Source organism: Nitrospira sp. Kam-Ns4a (assembly GCF_965152595.1).
The window spans coordinates 3006796-3026054 of record NZ_OZ224218.1 but is presented as its reverse complement, the minus strand read 5'-3'; the positions used below and the strand labels follow the sequence as shown (position 1 = coordinate 3026054).

Annotated in this window: 21 protein-coding genes and 1 CRISPR repeat array; of the genes, 14 read left to right on the top strand and 7 right to left on the bottom strand. The window is 66.2% G+C overall.

What is annotated here, in order from left to right; all coding sequences use genetic code 11:
- Window positions 1-18 precede the first annotated feature (18 nt).
- The 4 genes from ACWHYQ_RS15060 (at window position 19) to ACWHYQ_RS15045 (ending at window position 5134) form a co-directional block, all read left to right on the top strand.
- The gene (locus ACWHYQ_RS15060; protein WP_447972936.1) at window positions 19-447 is read left to right on the top strand and encodes a hypothetical protein; all 429 of its coding nucleotides are present in this window, start codon (window positions 19-21) and stop codon (window positions 445-447) included.
- A gap of 546 nt (window positions 448-993) precedes the next feature.
- The gene (gene cas4g/cas1g / locus ACWHYQ_RS15055; RefSeq protein WP_447972935.1) at window positions 994-2703 is read left to right on the top strand and encodes a CRISPR-associated endonuclease Cas4g/Cas1g; all 1710 of its coding nucleotides are present in this window, start codon (window positions 994-996) and stop codon (window positions 2701-2703) included.
- A 3-nt stretch (window positions 2704-2706) separates the two neighbouring features.
- The gene (gene cas2, locus ACWHYQ_RS15050) at window positions 2707-2997 is read left to right on the top strand and encodes a CRISPR-associated endonuclease Cas2 (protein ID WP_447972934.1); all 291 of its coding nucleotides are present in this window, start codon (window positions 2707-2709) and stop codon (window positions 2995-2997) included.
- Window positions 2998-3204: 207 nt separating this feature from the next.
- Window positions 3205-4713: a CRISPR direct-repeat array (repeat unit 36 nt; unit sequence GATTCCACGGCGTCATCGCCGTGGCCCCATTGAAGC).
- A 58-nt stretch (window positions 4714-4771) separates the two neighbouring features.
- The gene (locus tag ACWHYQ_RS15045) at window positions 4772-5134 is read left to right on the top strand and encodes a hypothetical protein (protein WP_447972933.1); all 363 of its coding nucleotides are present in this window, start codon (window positions 4772-4774) and stop codon (window positions 5132-5134) included.
- Window positions 5135-5804: 670 nt separating this feature from the next.
- Here ACWHYQ_RS15045 and ACWHYQ_RS15040 read toward each other — a convergent pair.
- Entirely contained in the window at window positions 5805-5981 is a 177-nt protein-coding gene (locus tag ACWHYQ_RS15040) for a YgaP family membrane protein (protein ID WP_447972932.1), read from the bottom strand.
- Between the two features lie 616 nt (window positions 5982-6597).
- Between ACWHYQ_RS15040 and ACWHYQ_RS15035 the strand changes: the two genes are divergently transcribed.
- Together ACWHYQ_RS15035 and ACWHYQ_RS15030 are read left to right on the top strand one after the other, a co-directional pair.
- The gene (locus tag ACWHYQ_RS15035) at window positions 6598-6813 is read left to right on the top strand and encodes a hypothetical protein (protein WP_447972931.1); all 216 of its coding nucleotides are present in this window, start codon (window positions 6598-6600) and stop codon (window positions 6811-6813) included.
- A complete protein-coding gene (locus tag ACWHYQ_RS15030) occupies window positions 6810-7151 on the top strand; it encodes a CsbD family protein (RefSeq protein ID WP_447972930.1) in 342 nt (113 codons plus the stop codon). The genes ACWHYQ_RS15035 and ACWHYQ_RS15030 overlap by 4 nt, the downstream gene beginning before the upstream one ends.
- Before the next feature lie 160 nt (window positions 7152-7311).
- Here the strand turns inward: ACWHYQ_RS15030 and ACWHYQ_RS15025 are convergent, their stop codons facing one another.
- The 3 genes from ACWHYQ_RS15025 to coaE form a co-directional block, all read right to left on the bottom strand.
- The gene (locus ACWHYQ_RS15025) at window positions 7312-7590 is read right to left on the bottom strand and encodes a hypothetical protein (protein ID WP_447972929.1); all 279 of its coding nucleotides are present in this window, start codon (window positions 7588-7590) and stop codon (window positions 7312-7314) included.
- Between the two features lie 191 nt (window positions 7591-7781).
- Window positions 7782-8822, bottom strand: a complete 1041-nt coding sequence (locus ACWHYQ_RS15020; protein WP_447972928.1) for an IS630 family transposase — start codon at window positions 8820-8822, stop codon at window positions 7782-7784.
- A 165-nt stretch (window positions 8823-8987) separates the two neighbouring features.
- Window positions 8988-9590: a dephospho-CoA kinase gene (gene coaE / locus ACWHYQ_RS15015; RefSeq protein ID WP_447972927.1), complete on the bottom strand. Its 603-nt coding sequence runs from the start codon at window positions 9588-9590 to the stop codon at window positions 8988-8990.
- Between the two features lie 119 nt (window positions 9591-9709).
- On the opposite strand from coaE, the gene ACWHYQ_RS15010 reads away from it, so the two are divergent.
- From ACWHYQ_RS15010 to ACWHYQ_RS14980, 7 genes are all read left to right on the top strand, one after another.
- The gene (locus ACWHYQ_RS15010; RefSeq protein WP_447972926.1) at window positions 9710-10768 is read left to right on the top strand and encodes a right-handed parallel beta-helix repeat-containing protein; all 1059 of its coding nucleotides are present in this window, start codon (window positions 9710-9712) and stop codon (window positions 10766-10768) included.
- A 151-nt stretch (window positions 10769-10919) separates the two neighbouring features.
- Window positions 10920-11105 (top strand): hypothetical protein, encoded by a 186-nt coding sequence (locus ACWHYQ_RS15005; RefSeq protein WP_447972925.1) that lies wholly within the window; start codon window positions 10920-10922, stop codon window positions 11103-11105.
- A 218-nt stretch (window positions 11106-11323) separates the two neighbouring features.
- The gene (locus tag ACWHYQ_RS15000; RefSeq protein ID WP_447972924.1) at window positions 11324-12037 is read left to right on the top strand and encodes a TVP38/TMEM64 family protein; all 714 of its coding nucleotides are present in this window, start codon (window positions 11324-11326) and stop codon (window positions 12035-12037) included.
- Window positions 12038-12054: 17 nt separating this feature from the next.
- Entirely contained in the window at window positions 12055-13596 is a 1542-nt protein-coding gene (locus ACWHYQ_RS14995) for a mercuric reductase (protein WP_447972923.1), read from the top strand.
- On the top strand, window positions 13593-14363 hold the full coding sequence (locus ACWHYQ_RS14990; RefSeq protein ID WP_447972922.1) for a DUF3047 domain-containing protein: 771 nt from the start codon (window positions 13593-13595) through the stop codon (window positions 14361-14363). Before ACWHYQ_RS14995 ends, ACWHYQ_RS14990 begins: the two co-directional genes overlap by 4 nt.
- An 87-nt stretch (window positions 14364-14450) precedes the next feature.
- A complete protein-coding gene (locus ACWHYQ_RS14985) occupies window positions 14451-14759 on the top strand; it encodes a hypothetical protein (RefSeq protein WP_447972921.1) in 309 nt (102 codons plus the stop codon).
- Window positions 14760-14819: 60 nt separating this feature from the next.
- Complete coding sequence (locus ACWHYQ_RS14980) at window positions 14820-17501, top strand: CBS domain-containing protein (RefSeq protein ID WP_447972920.1); 2682 nt, start codon at window positions 14820-14822, stop codon at window positions 17499-17501.
- Between the two features lie 27 nt (window positions 17502-17528).
- On the opposite strand, the gene ACWHYQ_RS14975 is transcribed toward ACWHYQ_RS14980, so the two are convergent.
- The 3 genes from ACWHYQ_RS14975 to ACWHYQ_RS14965 all read right to left on the bottom strand — a co-directional run bounded on the left by ACWHYQ_RS14975 (window position 17529) and on the right by ACWHYQ_RS14965 (window position 18764).
- Complete coding sequence (locus ACWHYQ_RS14975) at window positions 17529-17705, bottom strand: hypothetical protein (protein WP_447972919.1); 177 nt, start codon at window positions 17703-17705, stop codon at window positions 17529-17531.
- Window positions 17706-17771: 66 nt separating this feature from the next.
- Window positions 17772-18254, bottom strand: coding sequence for an Hsp20/alpha crystallin family protein (locus tag ACWHYQ_RS14970; protein WP_447972918.1), 483 nt, complete (start codon window positions 18252-18254; stop codon window positions 17772-17774).
- Between the two features lie 75 nt (window positions 18255-18329).
- Window positions 18330-18764 (bottom strand): Hsp20/alpha crystallin family protein, encoded by a 435-nt coding sequence (locus ACWHYQ_RS14965; RefSeq protein ID WP_447972917.1) that lies wholly within the window; start codon window positions 18762-18764, stop codon window positions 18330-18332.
- 269 nt (window positions 18765-19033) lie between these two features.
- Between ACWHYQ_RS14965 and ACWHYQ_RS14960 the strand changes: the two genes are divergently transcribed.
- Window positions 19034-19165: a hypothetical protein gene (locus ACWHYQ_RS14960; protein ID WP_447972916.1), complete on the top strand. Its 132-nt coding sequence runs from the start codon at window positions 19034-19036 to the stop codon at window positions 19163-19165.
- Window positions 19166-19259: the final 94 nt, after the last annotated feature.

Below are 19259 nucleotides of genomic sequence, written 5' to 3'. Positions count from 1 at the left end.
CGCGAAAGGAGGTGCCCGATGTGGTGGATGGTCGCGGTGCTTCTTATTGCAGGTCCGAGCTACGCGCAAGCGGAGGAATATCTTGGCAACCTGAGCGCGAATCCCTTCAACCCGAATTCGCTGGCCAATCCGTTTGGCGCCGGTTCGCCGTTTGCGCTCCGCAGCCCGACCAATCAGTTCGGTCCCTATGGGAGTCCGTTCAGCAATCGGTCGGCGACGAACCCCTTCGCGACCCAGGCTCCGAGGCTCTACGACCACGAGGGGAACTATCGCGGGAGGTTGAGCGCGAATCCATACGATCCCGATTCCATCAGCAACCCGTTCGGTCGCTATGGCAGTCCCTTTTCGCCGGACAGCGTGAACAATCCGTTCGGCGCGGGGAGTCCGTTCCGATTCGATAGCCCGACGAATCCCTTCGGCTCAGGGTGGATCGTCATCGGCGAATGACAGGTATGGCGATCAGGTCAGGGCTGTGCACGAAACAAGAAGCGGGTGGCCAAGCTACGGGAGCAAGTCGGCGACGGCGATCGAGGCCGAGGGGGCGGCGAGCGGCGCAACGGGATCGCGGTACACCTCAACACAGCGTTCCGTGAGGTGGACAATCCAGTATTCCGGGATGTCGGCGCGGACGTAAATGGAAGGAGAGCCGAGCGGGGGTGCGCCTTGACGTAGTCCCTCGGATTCCCAGGGACGACGGCGAGATCCGGCTCCGGCTCGGAGTCGGGATCAATGATCAGCGGCCATTGGATCCGAATCCAATGGTCGGGGCCGAATGCGTGTTGGAGCGCGGTGTGCGCGAGACCGATCGTGGCGGACAATGCCCGCTTCGGCCATGCGGTCGTATTCCTGGCGGGTCCATCGTTTGGTTTGGATGGCGGGTGCGGACATCGCCGGCCTCGCATCGGCTGGCTGCGAGTCTAATAAACCGCACGGCAGATCACAAGCGATCGGCCCTGTTCTTTGACAACTGAATAGCCCAGAGGAGGCAACGTGATGAGCAAGGAGACGAACGAGGCGACCGCGCCCTCGGTGGCGGAGGAGCCGCTCCTGCCTGTGCGGATGCTGAACGAGTTCGCCTATTGCCCGCGCCTGGCCTATCTGGAATGGGTGCAGGGGGAATTCGCGGACAGTGCCGACACGGTGGAGGGGCGGTTCCACCACCGGCGGGTGGACCGGAGTCCACAGCGGAGGGGCGCTCAGGACGAGGGGGAGGTCGCCGGCGAGGAAGAGGCCGTGCATCAGCGGTCCGTCTGGCTGTCGTCGGACCGCCTCGGCATCACGGCCAAGATCGATCTGGTCGAGGGCGTCGGGACCAGCGTCGCGCCCGTGGACTACAAGCGCGGCAAGCGGCCGCATGTGGATAAGGGGGCGTGGGAGCCGGAGCGGGTGCAGCTCTGCGCGCAGGGGTTGATCCTGCGAGACAACGGCTTCGAGTGCGACGGCGGGTTCCTGTACTTCGTCGGCTCGCGCGAGCGGGTGGCCATTGCCTTCGATCCTGCGCTGATCGAGCGGACCCTGGCACTTATCGCCGAGATGCGCCGGATGGCGCGGGAGAACCGGATGCCGCCGCCGTTGGTGGACAGCCCGAAGTGTCCCCGCTGCTCGTTGGTCGGGATTTGCCTGCCGGACGAAGTGGGCTGGCTCAGCCAGGCGCACGGGGACGGCGACGCGCCGCCGCGGCGCCTGGTGCCGGCACGGGACGACGCCTTGCCGCTCTACGTGCAGCAACCGGGGGCCTGGGTCTCGAAGTCCGGCGAGTGTCTCAAGATCATGGACCATGAGACCTGTCTCGGCGAAGCCCGCCTGGTCGAGGTGTCCCAAGTGGTGCTGTTCGGCTCGGTCCAGGTGAGCACGCAGGCGGTCCAGGAGTTGTGCCGACGCGGTGTTCCGATCTCGTACCTCTCCACCGGCGGGTGGTTCTACGGGATGACGGTGGGGCTCGCCCACAAGAACGTCGAGTTGCGCCGCCGGCAGTACGCCGCGGCCGCCGATCCGGGCCGCTGTCTCGTGCTGGCCCGACGGTTTGTGCAGGTCAAGATCGCGAATTGCCGGACCGTGCTGCGCCGCAATCACGCGGCGGCGCCAGAGACCGTGTTGCGGGACCTGAAACACGACATGCAACGCGCAGGCGCCGCCGCGTCGTTGGAAGAGTTGCTCGGGATCGAAGGGACGGCGGCCCGGCGGTATTTTGCTGAATTTGCGGGCATGCTGAAAGGCGGGCCGGGCGGCTGGCGGTTCGAGTTCGAGGGGCGCAACCGGCGGCCTCCCCGTGACCCGGTCAACGCCCTGCTCTCCTTAGCCTATGCCATGCTGGCCCGTGAATGGATCGTGACGCTCCAGGCCGTCGGCCTCGATCCCTACCTGGGGTTTTATCATCAGCCCCGGTATGGACGCCCGGCGCTGGCGCTGGACCTGATGGAGGAGTTCCGGCCGCTGATCGCCGACTCGGTGGTGCTGACGGCCATCAACAACGGGGAGGTTCGCGACACGGACTGGATAGCCCGTCTGGGCGCCGTCGCCCTGACTCCCGAGGGGCGGCGCCGGTTCATCGAGACCTACGAACGGCGCATGGGGCAAGAGATTACCCACCCGGTGTTCGGCTATCAGATCAGCTACCGCCGGGTGTTAGAAGTGCAGGCGCGGCTGCTGGGCCGGTATCTGCTCGGCGAGATTCCGGAGTATCCCGCCTTCGTCACCCGGTGAGCCATGCGACGGCTGTACATCGTCACCTACGATATCTGCGACCCCAAACGGCTCCGCCAGGTCTTCAAGACCATGAAGGGGTTCGGGGCTCACTTGCAGTTGTCGGTGTTCCAGTGCGACTTGCCGCCGATCGATGTGATGAAGATGCGGGTGGCGTTGAGCGAGATCATTAACCATGCGGAGGACCAGGTGCTGATCGTGGATCTGGGGCCGACCGAGGGGCGGCCGATTAAGAGCATTGAAGCGCTGGGACGGGGGATGAAGGTGGTCGAGCGCCAGGCCCAAGTGGTCTGAAGATCCGCCGGGGTCGCGCGCGAGCGGTCCAGTGGCAGCCAAAGTCCCGGAGGCGCTCGCGCGGGTGTAACTGCGCGGATCAGCTTGGGATGTGCGAGGAAAGGAGGTGCGGGAAGGTGCACAGGTGGCGCGAGCAAGTGAATCTTATGCGAGGTGCTCGCGCGGTGCGAAGACAGCCTGCTTGGTGCGATGACTTGCGAGCGGGCTGATTCCACGGCGTCATCGCCGTGGCCCCATTGAAGCACCCCAGCGAACCGGCGGGCTTGTACGAGGGCATCGGATTCCACGGCGTCATCGCCGTGGCCCCATTGAAGCCCAGTCTGTCTCCCAATGCGCGCCGTACGCTTCGCCGGATTCCACGGCGTCATCGCCGTGGCCCCATTGAAGCCAGATCAGGAGCGCCGCCACGCCGAGCGCAAGGGCAATCCGATTCCACGGCGTCATCGCCGTGGCCCCATTGAAGCCTCCACTCCTGCGCGCCGTCGCGACACTGGGCGGGGCGATTCCACGGCGTCATCGCCGTGGCCCCATTGAAGCTGGGAATAGGTGTCGCGACCACCCGGTCGTCCGGGCCGATTCCACGGCGTCATCGCCGTGGCCCCATTGAAGCTGGCGTGATCTGAGACGATCGAGTCGACATCGAGGCTGATTCCACGGCGTCATCGCCGTGGCCCCATTGAAGCGGGTATGACGACGTTGCCGACAGATGAATATCAGCCAGATTCCACGGCGTCATCGCCGTGGCCCCATTGAAGCCAGGCCCAGCGGGTGGCGAAAGACCCGACGGACATCCCCGCGGGATTCCACGGCGTCATCGCCGTGGCCCCATTGAAGCGGTCTTCACGGCCGCCACGGGCGCTTGCACGACCGGCGATTCCACGGCGTCATCGCCGTGGCCCCATTGAAGCAGGGCCAGGGCCACGGCCGCCACCAGGCCCGCCCAAAGATTCCACGGCGTCATCGCCGTGGCCCCATTGAAGCCAGTAGGGCACCAGATGAGCCTGATTCAGCAGGCCCAGATTCCACGGCGTCATCGCCGTGGCCCCATTGAAGCGGAAACAGGGACCCGGACCGCAGGGCGATGTCCTCCAGATTCCACGGCGTCATCGCCGTGGCCCCATTGAAGCGACATATATCCAGGGGGTGGTAATGCCATGTGTTCCTGATTCCACGGCGTCATCGCCGTGGCCCCATTGAAGCGTGATTCATGATTGGCTGGACCATGCGGGCCATCTCATTGATTCCACGGCGTCATCGCCGTGGCCCCATTGAAGCGGCTTGGTTAGGTTGGTTTGGTACGGTATGGTTAGGATTCCACGGCGTCATCGCCGTGGCCCCATTGAAGCTCGATCTGATACAGCGGCCACGTCTGCTCCACCAGTAAGGATTCCACGGCGTCATCGCCGTGGCCCATTGAAGCGACCGCCCTCCCTATGGTGAGGTGCACGACGTGCTGGTGGATTCCACGGCGTCATCGCCGTGGCCCCATTGAAGCCGGGCATTCTTCGATGGGGCCCACCAGGATAAGCGCATGATTCCACGGCGTCATCGCCGTGGCCCCATTGAAGCGCGCCAGCGATCGCTGGAGCCTCATAGGCGCGGGCGTGGATTCCACGGCGTCATCGCCGTGGCCCCATTGAAGCGCCCTCGACCTCTAACACACCGTCGGCGAGCGGCTGAGATTCCACGGCGTCATCGCCGTGGCCCCATTGAAGCCGCTTTGAGCCGGTACGGACGGCAACCCATGGTCTGCCTGACATGATGGAGGAATGCCATGCAAGCTGTTGTTGAGGTCCTCAAATTCTTGCTGGCCTTGGTCGCCGTGGTCGCGGCATTGGCGGTGGTGGTCTGGGTGATTCTCGCGTTGGAGCCGTATGGCAAGCTCATCCGAGAGATCGTGACGGGGTGCTTCGCGCTGGTGGTGCTGCTTGGTGCGCTTGGCGGCGGCATCTATGTCGCGGCAACGGAGGGCTGGGTCGCTGGGATTGTTGTACTGGTAGGGTTCGTGGTCGTGGTCGGGCTCTTGGGCAGTCTCTTCAAACTGGTCGGCGGCGTGTCGTTTCTCCTGTTTGACCTCCCGCGGGTGCTTCGTGAGCAACAGGAGCGGGAACGGGCGGCGCGTCAACGTTCGGAGTGAGTGGTAGAGCGGGCGATGCATCCTCGGCGCAAAAGGCCAGGCTGGCAAGGGGAAAGAAAGCCGAAGCCGGTCGCGTTTCGCTGAACGCCGACCGGATGCGACGATTTGCCGGAACCAATCTGGCCGATGCCAGGTGGTATCTGGACACTGGACAAGGGCGCAACTGGGTGGCCGACGAGATGAGGGCTGCGTTCATGTGGGCCATTAAAGTCTGGTGGCTGAAGCGTGGGCATCAGTCAGCCAGTGCAAGGGGAGGATGGCAGACCATGCCGTGTCGGTTTCTCGAGCTGGGCCGGAGTCCTTACGCGGGAGAGTATCGCGCTGTTTGGCGAACCTCGTATTTCTTGAGCATGACCTTGAGGGATGCCCTGACTGTCCTCACTGCGGTCTCAGGACTCTTCCCATCGCTCAATGGAAAGGGGAGGGATCCCGGTACTGGAGAGTGGCCGACGAGCTGATCCGGCGGAGTTGGCGGACCCGTCAGTTGAAGAGGGGGGTAACCCGATTCCACGGCGTCATCGCCGTGGCCCCACCCCTGCGGGGGCGATGGGTCGTTTGCGGGCGAGCGTCCCACAGCCGACTCCCGACACAAGGCGGCCGGTATCGGCACGGCGCGGCTGTTCGGCCGGACACCCGCCCCACCGCAGCCCGATTCCTTTCGGATCGAGCGTTAGCGCCAGCCCAAGAGTTTATAGATGACGCATCGCCCGGACAAGGAGGTGCCCAGAAGGACACCAGCCACCAGGTACCCGGCCATGGCCTGAAGGAGCGACGTTTGCCCTTGCGAGCTGAATGCGATGAGGATGAACGCCAACAGAAACCGAACCGATTGCTCGCTTCTGCTCATGTTTGCCTTCCACATAAGCCGTCCTTTCCTCCAACTTGTTGTGGCTGATCCTTACAGCGCCACTTCCGGCGGAAGAGATTCGTTCCAAGAGGCGAGGGGAATCGCGCGGCCGCCGGGGATGAAAATTAAACCCGCGCGGAATCACGGCCTTGCGTCGCCTGCGCTGACCGTAGCCGTTGACTTCGTGGTTTGCTCCATGTAAGGTGAATCCATGACGTATTGAGCCACGCTGACTTTCCTATCCTTCGCGCTTCTGGCTTCTTCTCTGCGCGACTGATTCCCAGGTCTCCGCCGCTTCCTACGCCAGCGTCCCTTTGCCCTTCGCGACCGTCAACGGAGGGCGGGGTGTGATGCGGATCCCATGAACGACGTTCGAGGGACGAGCATTTCCGACGGTCAGACCCGCGGGAGGAGGTGAACGAGGTGCATCCCATTCTAGCACTGTTGGGAATCCTGTTGCTGACCTGGGGGGCGGCGGTATGGGCTTCCGTTCGTGAGGAAAAGCCCGAGGCGCGGTAGCCTCCTTCCCGGCATACTGGACGAGAGGTGACGTGGATCACGCCCGTAACCGGATGTCTTGCCATCCGTCGGTCGAAGGACAACGGAAAGGACCAGCATGAGCAACCTACAGACCTATTTTCAGTGGGCCACGCACTATCCGTTCGCGGCAGCCGCGCTCTTCTTTGGCGGGACTGCGGTCGCGATCACGCTGTACACGTACCTGAATGACTTTCGGCGTCTCCAGGGCCGCTCGTCCGAGGTGCGGCCGCCCGAGGGTGGTGACCGGGGATCCGGCTCAGAAGACCTCACACGACAACGGAGGCTACGATGACCCAGGAGCAATTCAAGGCGAGTTGGGGCGAACTGAAGGGAGCGCTGAAGACGCGGTGGGGGAACATGACGGATGAAGATCTCCGCCAGATCGAGGGCGATCTGGACCAGTTCAACGGCGCCATCCAGAAGCGGTACGGCGAACTGCAAAAGGAAGAAGTCCGCAAATGGCGGATCGCTGGTATGCCCGGTGGACCGGACAGTATGTGGGATACGAAGAGGAGCAACCCGTGCCCTCCACGGTTCGGCAAGCGCCGGCACCGTAAATCGCGGGCGGTGGAGGCGCCCGCAAAGAGGTTGCTGATCGGCGCGCCGGCTTCGGCCTGGCGAAGGGCATAGACGACTGGCTCCTCGGTGTGCGTCGGCCGATGCATGGAGCCGCTCCTTTTGCGCTGCCGTCGTTTTCGCGGGAAACGTCAGGGGACGTGCTCACCGGCCAGGGAAGGGCTACAGGCGCTGTTGCGAAGCGCGCCCGCGAATTGGCACAGGGGCTGCCGCTTCAGCCTGGGGTCAGTCGTGACGGTGGGAGACGGGCCGTGGCGTGGCTCGACATGAAGAGCACCTTGATGTCCGGACGAAGGCGCACGGCCCGGTCCGCGAGCTCTCCGCTGCCCAGCCCCGGCATGGCGATGTCGGTGAGCCAGCGACGGATCGGGCCCGTATCGGTTGGGCAGATCTGGAGGGCCTCCGACCCGTCCCGTGCGGCCAGGACCGTGTAGCCCTTGGCCGCCGGCGCATGCTGTAAGAGGAGCCGCCCCCCGTCCTCGATTTTTCGCAAACAACAGCGTCGCCGGTCGCCTCGGCGTCGCGCGCGGCGCCGGTTCGGCCATCTTCTCTCGGGGACGAGGGAGCCTCGGGCCGCGGAACTGCCTCCGTTGAATGATCCAGCCCTCTTCACGGAGGGCAACCACCGGTGTCAACTATTTTGCTCCCGTGGTATTACCGGGAGCGCAAAATACTTGACGCCTTTCACTCAGCCGCATAGCGGACCGCAGGGTGATGGAAGAAGGATTGCACCACGGCCGGCATGCGCTGGGTGCTGCGAAGATAGCGACGGACGTTGACCGCCAGCTCATCTGCGTCCTGGGGCGGCCGACGGCCCAGCGCGTTGGTCTTGACGTCTTGGTTCAGATATTCGTCGGGATTCAGTTCCGGGCTGTAGGGTGGCAGGAAGAACAGACGCAGCCGATCGCGGTGACGGTGGAGCCACCGCTGGGTGACAGCCGCGGTATGCACGGGATGCCCATCCACAATCAGAAAGACCGGATGCCTCACGTGCCGGAGCAAGCGGTGGCAGAATCGGAGGAAGACTCGTGCGGTGAAGCGATGCCGGAACACCATAAAGTACAACCGGCCGCGATTGGTGATGGCCGAGATCATGTTGCAGCGAAAGCGCCGACCGGGGCCACGGATCACCGGGGTCTGGCCGCGCTTGCCCCAACTGGTCCCCGCCTGATGATCCGAGCGCAGCCCCATCTCATCACCCCAGTAGATCTGGGCCCCCGCGCGCTTGGCCGCTGCCCGAATTCGGGGGTACTCGACCTCCAGCCAGCGTCGCACCGCCTTCGGGTCCCGCTCGTAGGCCCGTCGCAGCGGCTTCTGCGGGGTGAAGCCCCAGGCCCGCAGGTAGCGACCGACGGTCCAGACCGACAGCCGAAGCCCGTACCGGCGCGCGATCAGCTCGCCGACCGCTTCGCGGGTCCACAAGTAGAACGGCAAGTGCATCTGCTCCGGACAGCAGTGGGTCAAGGTGCGGACGACCTGGGCCGCTTGCCAGCCCTTGAGCTGGCCGCCGCGCGGTCGGCCCCGGGGTCGCGCTTTCAGCGGGTGCCGGCCCCCCCGCGCCTGGCGCTTCAACCAGGTGTACAGGGCTTGCCGACTGATGCCGAAGAGCCGACAGACTTCGGCCTTGGAGCGCCCCTGCTGCTTGACAGCGGCCACGGCCTTCTCGCGCAAGACTTCTTGAGCTTCGGGCGACAGGTGCCGCGCATCCCGGGTTCGAGCACGCATGGCCACGTGATAACCATCGCCCGTCAAATGTCAAGTATTTCATGCTCCGATTAATAAGTGCCCCTGGGCACGGGCCGTCTTCTCGTCGCGCAAGCCTGGATCTGTCCGATCTGGACCAATGTTGCGCCAGCGCGGCCCGCGCGTCCGTGTGTGGGCGAGCGGAGGTTAGGCACGAGATTGCAGGGCCTGGAAGAGCGTGCGGACGGCGGTGCGGAGTTTGGACAGGGGCAAGGTTCCATCCAGCACATAATCGGCCAGCTTGACCTTGCGGGCCAGCGGCATCTGGGCGCGGAGGCGCCGGAGGGCCTCCGTGCGGGAGAAGCCGTTCCGGGCCTGGAGGCGGGCGAGCTGGGTCCGGCGGTCGGCCGTCACAACGAGCGTGGTGTCCACGCGCTGGTCCACTCCGGCTTCGAACAGGAGCGGGACATCGTAGATGACCACGGCTCGGGGATCCTTCCTGGCGATCTCGCGCGTCAGTTTGGCCTGCTCGCGGGCCACCCGCGGGTGGACGATGGCGTTGAGCTTGCGGAGGGCAGTGGGGCGGCTGAAGACGAGCCGGGCCAGTGCCGCGCGGTCCAGGCTGCGGTCTGGACGCAGCACCTTGGAGCCGAAGGTGCGCACGATGTCCCGCCACGCCGGCTTGCCCGGCTCCACGACCTGGCGGGCCAGCTCATCCGCGTCAATGACGTAGGCGCCGCAATCCTGGAAGAGCCGCGCGACCGTGCTCTTTCCGGTCGCCAACCCGCCCGTGAGTCCGACGAGCAACATGCCGGAGAATAGCATGCGGCTGGCGGGGCTCACAAGGAACGAGGGGGACGTCCGGCGATCGGCATGCGCCCTGGCCAGTCGCTTGACTTGCCGCTGCACAGCCCTGTATGAGGCTAGCGATGAAACCGCGCGTCCTCCCATCCAGCCTGCTTGCGTTGGCGCTCGCCGCGGTCGCGGCCTGGGGCGGCTCGGCCGTCCAGGCCGAGCCGCCTGCCGCGCCGGTCCAGGCAGAGGAGGCCGCACCGGCGGCCCGCACGTTTGTCGTGGCGGCCGATGGCACCGGTGACTTTCGCTCCATCCAGGAGGCGATTGACCAGGCGGGCCAGGGCGACACCATCCGGATCAAGGCCGGCGCCTATGCGGAGGATGTCACGATCCACAGCAAGGAGCGCCTGAAGCTGATCGGGGAGGGCCGGGACCGGGTCACGATCCTGGGACGCAACCGGGTGGGGGTCTTTCACATCGGCAAATGGCCGTATGGGGCCACGGACATCGAGATCAGCGGGCTGACGATCAACGAGCATGGCGGGCACGCGCTCGGGATCTTCAACGGGCGCCGGATTCTCCTGCGAGACCTGCGGGTGAAGGGAATGGTCTTCGCCCAGCAGGTCCAGGACGTCCGGATCGAGCGCAGCGTCATCGGCGGGAGCGAGACGACCGGCGTCCAGTTCGCGGACGCGCAGGCGGTCCTGATCGAGAACGTCGTTCACGACAACGACCACGGGGTCACCGTCGCCGGCAAGTCCGATGTCCGGCTCGAGCGCAACGTGATCACCCGGAACCTCTTCGAGGGCGTCGTGGTGACCGACGGCGCGCGGGCCGCGCTGGTCAGCAACACGATCGTCAAGAACGGAGGCGGTGTCGCCTTTCTCGGCACGTCGCGCGGCGAGGCGTCGGGGAACATCATCGGGTTGAACAAGGTGGGCTTTGTGGTGGCGACGGGCAGCAGGCCGGTGATCTCGTACAACGCCCTCTACAACAGCGACGGAGACTACCTCGCCGCCGGTCCCCCGCGCGCGCCGGCCCCCGAGCTGAAGGCCGACTCCGATGTCCGGACCGACCCGCGGTTCGTGGATGCGGCCGCGGATGATTTCCGCCTCCGGTCGGACACGCCCCTCCGGCAGGTCGGCGGTTTCGTTTACCTGGGCGCCTTGGCGCCGGTGGATAGCGCTCCTTGACCCGAGCCGTCGCCCCAGCCGGAGGCTGCCCTCCGGCTGGCTCCGATCGCCCTGGAATCCCGTCGCTTTTGGGCTCCCCCCGGTGTTCGGCGGCAACCTGTGTTATGATAAGGGCGTTGGAGTGACAGCCGCAGGGTTTGCAGGAGCGACTATGGCAAGCTTCCGGTCCGAGCACGAGCAACCTGAGCCGCAGGGCCTTCCACCTTTGGAAGAGCTGGAGGCGGGCCGGCCCGTCGGCGCGATCCTGTCCATGTCCGAGGAGGCGCAGCTCGCGTTGCGGGACAGCATTGAGCTGATCGACTTCCTGATGAATCAGGACGACGTCACCTGGAACTGAGGGCGTCTGCTCGCAGGCCGTCCGGCTTCATCCCGTCTAACTCCCACGAGCCGCGAGGACACTCGGCCGGTCGTCGAATCTCCCGACCGTGACCCTCCTTTGTCCAACTGACAGGTGACTGAACAAGGCTTGCCCGCTGATTGCTGGGGCCGGAAGGACGGGCGACCTGGAAATTGACAGGGATCGCAGAGGTCGTTATGATACGGGGGGAGATGGCCATGCAGGTCTCCGTCGAGACAGAGCCGGCGGCCCGCCCATCGAGCCGTGGAAAAGTGATCGTGCTGGCGCTGTTCGCCGGCGCGATCGCGTCGTTCTTCTACTTCGACCTCGGCCGGTACCTGTCGCTGGAGGCTCTCAAGGCGAACCGCGACGGGCTGCTCGCATTCACCGGCGAGCATTACGGGGCGGCCGTGGGGCTTTTCGTCCTCACCTATGTCGTGGTGACGGCGGCGTCGCTCCCCGGGGCGGTGATCCTGACCCTGGCCGGGGGGTTCCTGTTCGGCAGCCTGGCCGGGACCCTCTACGTTAACCTGGGCGCGACGACCGGCGCCACGCTCGCGTTCCTCGCCTCCCGCTACCTGTTGCGGGACTGGGTGGAACGGAAGTTCGGCCGGTGGCTGGCGCCCATGCAAGAGGGATTCGCGAAGAATGCGTTCAGCTACCTGATGACCTTGCGGCTCATCCCGATCTTTCCGTTCTTCATCGTGAACGCCATGTCCGGGCTGACCCGCATCCGCCTCGCCACCTATGTCGGGGCGACCGCGCTGGGCATCATCCCCGGCAGCTTCGTTTACGCCTATGCGGGCCGCCAACTGGGGACGATCAATTCCTTGAACGAGATCGCCTCGCCCAACGTCCTGCTGGCCTTCACGCTGCTGGGGCTGCTGGCGCTCGCGCCGGTCGTGTACCGAAAACTGACGGCTCCTCGCTGATCGCTGGAAGCCTTGCCATGGACACGGTGACAGTCCATCCGGACGACGAGCCCAATCGGGTCCTGGTCCGGAACGTCCACCCGCCGGACTGGGTGAACCCCCAACCGGCCGGCCGGTACAACCTCGTGGTGATCGGCGCAGGGCCTGCCGGGCTCGTGACCGCCGTCGTGGCCGCCGGGCTGGGCGCTAAGGTCGCGCTGATTGAGAAGCACCTGATGGGCGGCGACTGCTTGAACGTCGGCTGTGTCCCGTCCAAAGGGTTGATTCGCGCGTCGCGCGTCTGGGCGGAAGTGCAGCGCGCGGAGGGCTTCGGCGTCCATGTCCCGCCCGGCGTCAAATACGATTTCGCCGAAGCGATGGTGCGGATGCGTCGCCTGCGGGCACGGATCAGCCACACGGATTCGGCCCACCGGTACCGGAGTCTCGGCGTGGACGTCTATCTCGGGCATGCGCGCTTCGTGGGTCCGGACCGCGTGACCGTGGAGGGCCGGGCTGGGGACCGCACGCTGACGTTCGCCAAGGCGGCGATCTGTACGGGGGCGCGGGCTGCCGCCCCGGCGATCCCGGGGTTGCAGGAGGCTGGCTACCTGACCAACGAGACGGTGTTCTCGCTGACGGACTTGCCGCGCCGGCTGGGCGTGATCGGCGCCGGGCCGCTCGGGTGCGAGTTGGCGCAAGCCTTCGCGCGGTTCGGCAGCCAGGTCTATCTCGTCGAAGCGCTCCACGGCATTCTGCCGAACGAGGACCGCGACGCGGCGGCGATCGTGCTCAAGTCCATGGAACGCGACGGAGTCTCGCTGCTCTGCTGCGGCAAGGACCTGGCCGTCGGCACAGCGGACGGCGGGAAGCGGCTGACCGTGGAGTCGCACGGCCGGCGCTATGACGTGGTCGTAGATGAGATTCTCGTCGGCGTTGGCCGCGCGCCGAACGTGGAAGGGCTGAACCTGGAAGGGGTTGGGGTCGCCTACGACCAGACCGGCGTGAAGGTCAACGCCCGGCTCCAGACGACAAACCCGCGGATCTACGCCGCCGGCGACATCTGCTCGAAATACAAGTTCACGCACGCGGCCGACGCGATGGCGCAGATCGTGATCCAGAACGCGCTGTTTCCCCACCCCTTCGGGTTGGGCTCTGCCAGCGCGGAGTCCCTGATCATGCCCTGGTGCACGTTCACGGACCCGGAAGTCGCACACGTGGGGCTGTACGAGGCGGAGGCCAGGGTCCAGGGGATCGCGATCGAGACCTTCACGTACAAGCTGGATGAGGTGGACCGGGCGATCCTGGACGGGGCGGAGGAGGGCTTTGCGCGGGTGCACGTGAAGCAGGGGACCGACAAAATTCTCGGGGCGACGGTTGTGGCCGCCCACGCGGGGGACCTGATCAACGAGTTCTCGATCCTCATGACGGCCGGCCTGGGGCTCCGCACCCTCTGCGGCACCATCTATCCGTACCCGACTCAGGGCGAGGTCGTGAAGAAGGTGGCGAACGCCTGGCGGAAGGCCAGGTTCACGGAAGGGAAGAAGCGTATGCTGACCAGGCTATTCGCGTGGATGCGATGACGACAGCCGCCGGCGCTCACGGCTCGAGCATCGGCCGGCTCCTGGCGTGGTGGATCCTGCTGCTGGTCTGCGCTCCTTCGGCGCTCCGGGCGGCGGAGCCGGCGGTGCTGGAGGTCGGCACGTTCTCCGCCGCCAAGGCGGGCGGGACCCTGCCCGAGGGCTGGAAGCCGCTGACCTTCAAAAAGGTCGAGCGGCAGACGCGCTACGAGCTGGTCGCTGAAGACGGGACGGTCGTCGTGAAAGCGACCAGCCAGGGGGCGGCCTCGGGGCTCATCCGAGAGGTCAGGATCGATCCGAAGGTCTATCCGATCATCCGCTGGCGCTGGAAGGTCGCCAACGTGCTCGCGAAGGGTGACATCACCCGCAAAGAGGGCGACGACTACCCGGCCCGCCTTTACATCACGTTCGAGTACGATCCGAAGAAGGTGGGCCTCCTGGAGCAGGCGAAGTACGAGGCGGTGCGGCTGTTGTACGGCCAGTATCCGCCGCTCGGGGCGCTCAACTACATTTGGGATGGCCGGGCGCCGAAAGGAACGCTCGTGGCGAACGCCTATACGGCCCGCGCCATGATGATCGTGGTCGAGAGCGGGACCGCCCAGCTCAACCAATGGGTCAGCGAGGAGCGGAACCTCTACGAGGACTACCAGCGGGCTTTCGGCGAGGAGCCGCCGCCGGTCTCCGGCGTGGCAATCATGACGGACACGGACGATACCGGAGAGACGGCGACCGCCTACTACGGCGATATCGTCTTCGCACGGCAGCGCTGAACGCCCTCCGGCAGCGCCGCCGCCTCCGCGCGCTGGCGATCGTCATCTCGCATAAGACCGATCCCCATCGCGTATCAGCATGCCGGCTTGGCCGCCGGCCGGTGGCAGACGCTGTCGCTCGTGGAGCAGCTCGCCAACGTCGGCAGCGAGGTGGCCCGGATGCGCCGTTGGCAGGGCAGGGATGCGCAACTCTGCGAGCGGGCCTTCGTGCGGGCGGTGGAGCTGCTCGACTTGACGATCGGCGATCCGCGGTGGGCGGGTCGCCGGAAGGAGCTGACGCGGGTGCGGGAACTCTTGTGTGACGCTATGCTGGGCGGGACGGAGTACGGGAGCGATCTGGAGAGCCTGGACCGGTATTTTCTCCCCTTCGCGGTCGCGGCCCGCGCCCGCCGCTGAGCCGCCGGTTCTCCCAAACTCCGCTTCCCGACGTCGGGTAGCCCTGCTAGAATCCCGCCCGTGGATCTGATCACCACCCACCTGCACGCGGATTTCGACGGCCTCGCCGCCATGGTCGCCGCACGGAAGCTCTATCCGGGCGCGGCGCTGGCGCTCCCCGGCGGCGCTCAGGACGCCGTCCGGGCGTTTCTGGCGGTGCACGACCTGGGGCTCACCAAAGCCAAGGCGCTGGACTTGGACCGCATCACCCGCCTCGTGCTCGTGGATACGGACGATCCTGAGCGGATCGGGCTGTTCAAGCGCCTGCTCGACCGGCCCGGCGTGGCCCTGCATGTCTTCGACCATCACCCGGCGGCCGCAGCCGCCAGGGAGACGGCCCGACGGGCCGAGCTGTACGTGGCCGAACCGGTCGGTGCGACGACGACCTTGATGATCGAGCGGCTGCAGGCCCATGGCCTAACCGCGAGCCCCTTCGAGGCGACCGTGCTGGCGCTGGGCCTCTACGAGGAGACCGGCTCGCTCGCCTACGCCTCCACGACGCCGCGGGACCTGGATGCGGCCGCCTGGCTGCTGCGGGCTGGCGCGGACTTGACCACGGTCGGCACGGTGCTGCAGCGGCACCTGGACCCCGAGCAGGTAGCCCTGCTCAATGATCTGCTCCAATCGAGCGAGACCCTGTACCTCGAGGGCTGCAAGGTGCTGCTGGCGTCGAGCACCTACGACCGCTATACAGGCGATTTGGCGGAGGTCGTGCACCGGATGGCGGAGCTGGAAGGGTTGGATGCGGTCGTCGCGGCGATCGCGATGGGGGACAAGGTCCAGATCATCGGCCGCAGCCGGGTTCCCGCCATTGATGTCGGGGAACTGGCGCGGGCGTTCGGGGGCGGGGGCCATGCGGTCGCCGCGGCGGCCACGGTGAAGGGGCAGACGGTGCTCGAGGTCCGGGAACAGCTTCGGCGCTGGCTGCTCGAACGCCGCTGGCCGATCCTCCTCGCTGGCGATGTGATGACCAAGCCGGTGAAGGCGATTCCTTGGACCGTCACGGTCGCCGAGGCGGAGCGCCGGATGACGACCTACGGCGTCAACGTCCTGCCGCTCCTGGACAGCCGGGAGCGTTTTCGGGGGCTCATCACCCGGGAGAGCGTCCAGAAAGCGCTCTTCCATGGTTTGGCAGCCGCCCCGGTCCGGCAAATCGGCCGCACGGACGTTTATACGGCGTCGCCGGAGACCCCGTTCCGCGACATCCAGGCGCAGATGATCGAGCGGAACCAGCGCTTCGTGCCCGTGCTGGCGGAGGGCAAGGTCGTCGGAGTGATTACCCGCACGGACCTGCTCCGCACGCTGCACGAGGACATCGTGCTCGCGGCCCGCGCCCGCGCCAAGGGCGAGGCACCGCCACCCTCGTCCGTGCGGCGGAACTTGCGGGCCACTTTGCGGGCGCGGCTGCCGGAGTCCGTGTATCGGCTGCTGGAGGAGGCGGGGCGGCTGGGAGACGAGAGCGGAACGCCGGTCTATGCCGTCGGCGGCTTCGTCCGGGACCTCCTCCTCGGGATCGAGAACCTGGACGTGGACCTGGTCGTGGAGGGCGACGGGCTCGCCTATGCGCGGGCCCTCGGGAGCCGGGTCGGCGCCCGCGTGCGGACGCACGAGCGGTTCGGCACGGCGGTCCTACTCTTCCCCGATGGATTCAAGCTGGATGTGGCCACCGCCCGGACCGAATACTACGAGTATCCGACCGCGCTGCCGACGGTGGAGCGCAGCTCGATCAAACAGGACCTCTACCGCCGCGACTTTACCATCAACACGCTGGCGATCCGGCTGGACGGCCGGCAGTTCGGCGAGTTGATTGATTACTACGGAGGGCAGCGCGATCTCAACGAGGGCACGATCCGGGTGCTGCACAGCCTGAGCTTCGTCGAGGACCCCACGCGGGTGTTCCGGGCCATCCGCTTCGAGCAGCGGCTCGGGTTCCGGCTCAGCAAGGAGACGCTCGCCCTGATCAAGGGCGCCGCCGCGATGGACCTGTTCCATCGTCTCTCGGGGGACCGGCTGCGGGAGGAGCTGCTCCTGCTGTGCCAGGAGCAGGAGCCCCGGAAGGGGCTGGCTCGCCTGGGCGATCTGGGCCTGTTGCGGTTCATCCATCCGGCGCTCACGTGGTCGGCGCGACGAGGCAACCTGCTGAAGGCCGTCGAGGACGTGATGGCCTGGTATCGGCTGGCCAAGCTGACCTGGCCTTCCGACCCGAGAGACGGCCGGGAAGCGGGCGCGGACAGCCGGCTCGTCTATCTCCTCGCGCTGCTGGACGAGCTCACACCCACGGCGGTCGGCGACACGCTCCATCGGCTCGCGTTCCCCGAGCGCCAGGCTGCAAAGGTCCGGGCCGGGCATGCCGCTGCGCCTCGCCTGCTCCGCGAGCTGAGCCGACGGCCCAAGGCCAGGCCGGCCGAGATCGTCCGAGTGCTGAAGGACCTGCCTGAGGAGGCCTTGCTATACCTGATGGCCAAGAGCGGATCCGAGGCCGTGAAGGGGCAGATCACGGCCTTCCTGAGCACCTATCGGAACATCAAGCCGGCCCTCACCGGGGAGGATCTGAAGGCCATGGGCCTGAAGCCGGGGCCGCTCTATCGGCGCATCTTGGATGCGCTGACCGCGGCCCGCGTCAACGGGGAGGTCCAGACGCCGGACGAGGAACGCGCGCTCGTCAGACGAATCTGGGGAAACGGAACGGGGGGCCGTGCGTGAGGCAGCCCCCCTGCCGGTCAGTCATGATCAGGCGGCTTTGCGGTGCGAATGGTCCGACAACTGGAGACCGGCCTGGCTTCCCACGTCGGAAGCGGCGGACATGGTGGTGGACGGTGAGTGGATGGTCGAGATGCCGGTCATGAAAGTCGCCACCACTGCGAGCAAGACAAGCGTTGCATCAACCACCGAACTCAGGTCCATCATCCTGTTCACCTCCTTCCTAACATAAGGAGGCCGGCTCCGCGTGGCGGGCCGGTCCTCGCGTCCCTGTCATCCTTGCACGGGGATCCGACGAACGCGCTGTCTTGCCTCCTGCGTCCGCGGAATGCGCACGGTCAAGAGGCCGTGCTTGCAGGTCGCCTTCGCCGCGGCGGTGTCCAGCCCGTCGGGCAACGCCACGGTTCTAGCCATCGCTCCATACCGGGACTCGGTGAATCCCCCGTTGCCGGCGCGCTCGCGGCGCTCTTCGCGCCGTTCGTACCGGATCTGGAGCATACCGTCGCGAACCGTGACGTCGAGGTCCTTGGGATCAAGGCCGGGTACTTCCGCGCGGACGATCACCTCATCCTCGGTTTCTTCCACTTCGGTGCCTGGCCACCAACCTCTGGCTGGCATCCAGTCGCCGTCGAAAGCCGAGGCGAGGAAGCGGTCGAACAAGCGGTTGATATCGTCCCGCAGCGACACCACCTCGTGGGTCTCGACCGGTCGTCGCCGCCACGGGATCATCTCCTTGATCTTGGACATCAGTTCCATCGGGGACTCCTCCTCAAGGTGAAGGTGAGGCGGGCACCGCCACGCTGTGCGCCAGCGGCGCCCGCCGCGGATCCGTCACTTGCACTCGATCGCGATACGCCGTGGCTTGGCCTCCTCGCGCTTCGGGAAATAGATGGACAGGATTCCCTGGTGCAGCGAGGCCGAGCCCTTGTCGTGGTCCACGGAGGACGGGAGCGTCAACGACCGGGAGAAAGCCCCCCAGGCCATCTCGCGGACATGGTAGGTCCGGCGCGAGTCCGAAGCATCCTCCTTGCGCTCGCCCTTGACGGTGAGCACGCCATCCTCCACGGTAATCTCCATGTCCTTGATCTCCAGGCCAGGCACCGCAAACTGGACGCAGAAGCCGTTGTCGTCCTCGTAGGCGTTGTAGCTCGGCGTCCACACGGCGGGTTCCCAGGCGAGGCTCCTGAAGGCCTCGTCGAAGAGCCGGTCAATCTGGAGATCAAAGGGCTCCCGCACGAGAGCGGGGAGAGCTCGATTGATCGTCATCGCGATCCCTCCTTTCTGTCGAAGGGCGGCCGTTCGAACGCGCCAGCGGGCCGATCGGTCCTCGGCCGGCTCGCGCGGGACAGCCCGCCAACTCGTCAACTGTAGTAAACACCGGCCCCGGGCCGGTCAAGAGCCCCCGCTGAGCGGCCGGAAGTTCTTCGCCGGGGCACGTTGACTTTTTCTCCCGATAGATTACTACAGCATTCAGGATACCCCGCTGGGCTGCGAACCATTTCTTCTCTTTTACGATTGCGATGGAGGTGAGAGCCATGTATGCCGTCATGACGCTCCTGGGCCTCATGCTGCTGACGTGGGCCGCCGCTATCTGGGCGACCTTCATGGATGAGCCGGAGGGGCAGGCGAGCGATGCCGGCCGCACCACGCTGCGGAAGGCCGTCTGACTCGCCTGGGGCCGAGCGCCGGAACGCCCATCGGTGAGACCGGGAGGTGAAGGGCGATGGCGGAGCTTCTCGCCTACGCCGTAATGAGCATGCT

Bases quoted from the DNA above. Each gene is read 5' to 3' on its own strand.
- cas4g/cas1g (WP_447972935.1), top strand. From the start codon at position 994: ATGAGCAAGGAGACGAACGAGGCGACCGCGCCCTCGGTGGCGGAGGAG.
- ACWHYQ_RS15020 (WP_447972928.1), bottom strand. From the start codon at position 8,822: ATGCGTGCTCGAACCCGGGATGCGCGGCACCTGTCGCCCGAAGCTCAA.
- cas2 (WP_447972934.1), top strand. From the start codon at position 2,707: ATGCGACGGCTGTACATCGTCACCTACGATATCTGCGACCCCAAACGG.
- ACWHYQ_RS15035 (WP_447972931.1), top strand. From the start codon at position 6,598: ATGAGCAACCTACAGACCTATTTTCAGTGGGCCACGCACTATCCGTTC.
- ACWHYQ_RS14960 (WP_447972916.1), top strand. From the start codon at position 19,034: ATGTATGCCGTCATGACGCTCCTGGGCCTCATGCTGCTGACGTGGGCC.
- ACWHYQ_RS14970 (WP_447972918.1), bottom strand. From the start codon at position 18,254: ATGGAACTGATGTCCAAGATCAAGGAGATGATCCCGTGGCGGCGACGA.
- ACWHYQ_RS14975 (WP_447972919.1), bottom strand. From the start codon at position 17,705: ATGATGGACCTGAGTTCGGTGGTTGATGCAACGCTTGTCTTGCTCGCA.
- ACWHYQ_RS14990 (WP_447972922.1), top strand. From the start codon at position 13,593: ATGACGACAGCCGCCGGCGCTCACGGCTCGAGCATCGGCCGGCTCCTG.
- ACWHYQ_RS14995 (WP_447972923.1), top strand. From the start codon at position 12,055: ATGGACACGGTGACAGTCCATCCGGACGACGAGCCCAATCGGGTCCTG.
- coaE (WP_447972927.1), bottom strand. From the start codon at position 9,590: ATGTTGCTCGTCGGACTCACGGGCGGGTTGGCGACCGGAAAGAGCACG.
- ACWHYQ_RS15060 (WP_447972936.1), top strand. From the start codon at position 19: ATGTGGTGGATGGTCGCGGTGCTTCTTATTGCAGGTCCGAGCTACGCG.
- ACWHYQ_RS15030 (WP_447972930.1), top strand. From the start codon at position 6,810: ATGACCCAGGAGCAATTCAAGGCGAGTTGGGGCGAACTGAAGGGAGCG.
- ACWHYQ_RS15010 (WP_447972926.1), top strand. From the start codon at position 9,710: ATGAAACCGCGCGTCCTCCCATCCAGCCTGCTTGCGTTGGCGCTCGCC.
- ACWHYQ_RS15045 (WP_447972933.1), top strand. From the start codon at position 4,772: ATGCAAGCTGTTGTTGAGGTCCTCAAATTCTTGCTGGCCTTGGTCGCC.
- ACWHYQ_RS15000 (WP_447972924.1), top strand. From the start codon at position 11,324: ATGCAGGTCTCCGTCGAGACAGAGCCGGCGGCCCGCCCATCGAGCCGT.
- ACWHYQ_RS15040 (WP_447972932.1), bottom strand. From the start codon at position 5,981: ATGAGCAGAAGCGAGCAATCGGTTCGGTTTCTGTTGGCGTTCATCCTC.
- ACWHYQ_RS15005 (WP_447972925.1), top strand. From the start codon at position 10,920: ATGGCAAGCTTCCGGTCCGAGCACGAGCAACCTGAGCCGCAGGGCCTT.
- ACWHYQ_RS14965 (WP_447972917.1), bottom strand. From the start codon at position 18,764: ATGACGATCAATCGAGCTCTCCCCGCTCTCGTGCGGGAGCCCTTTGAT.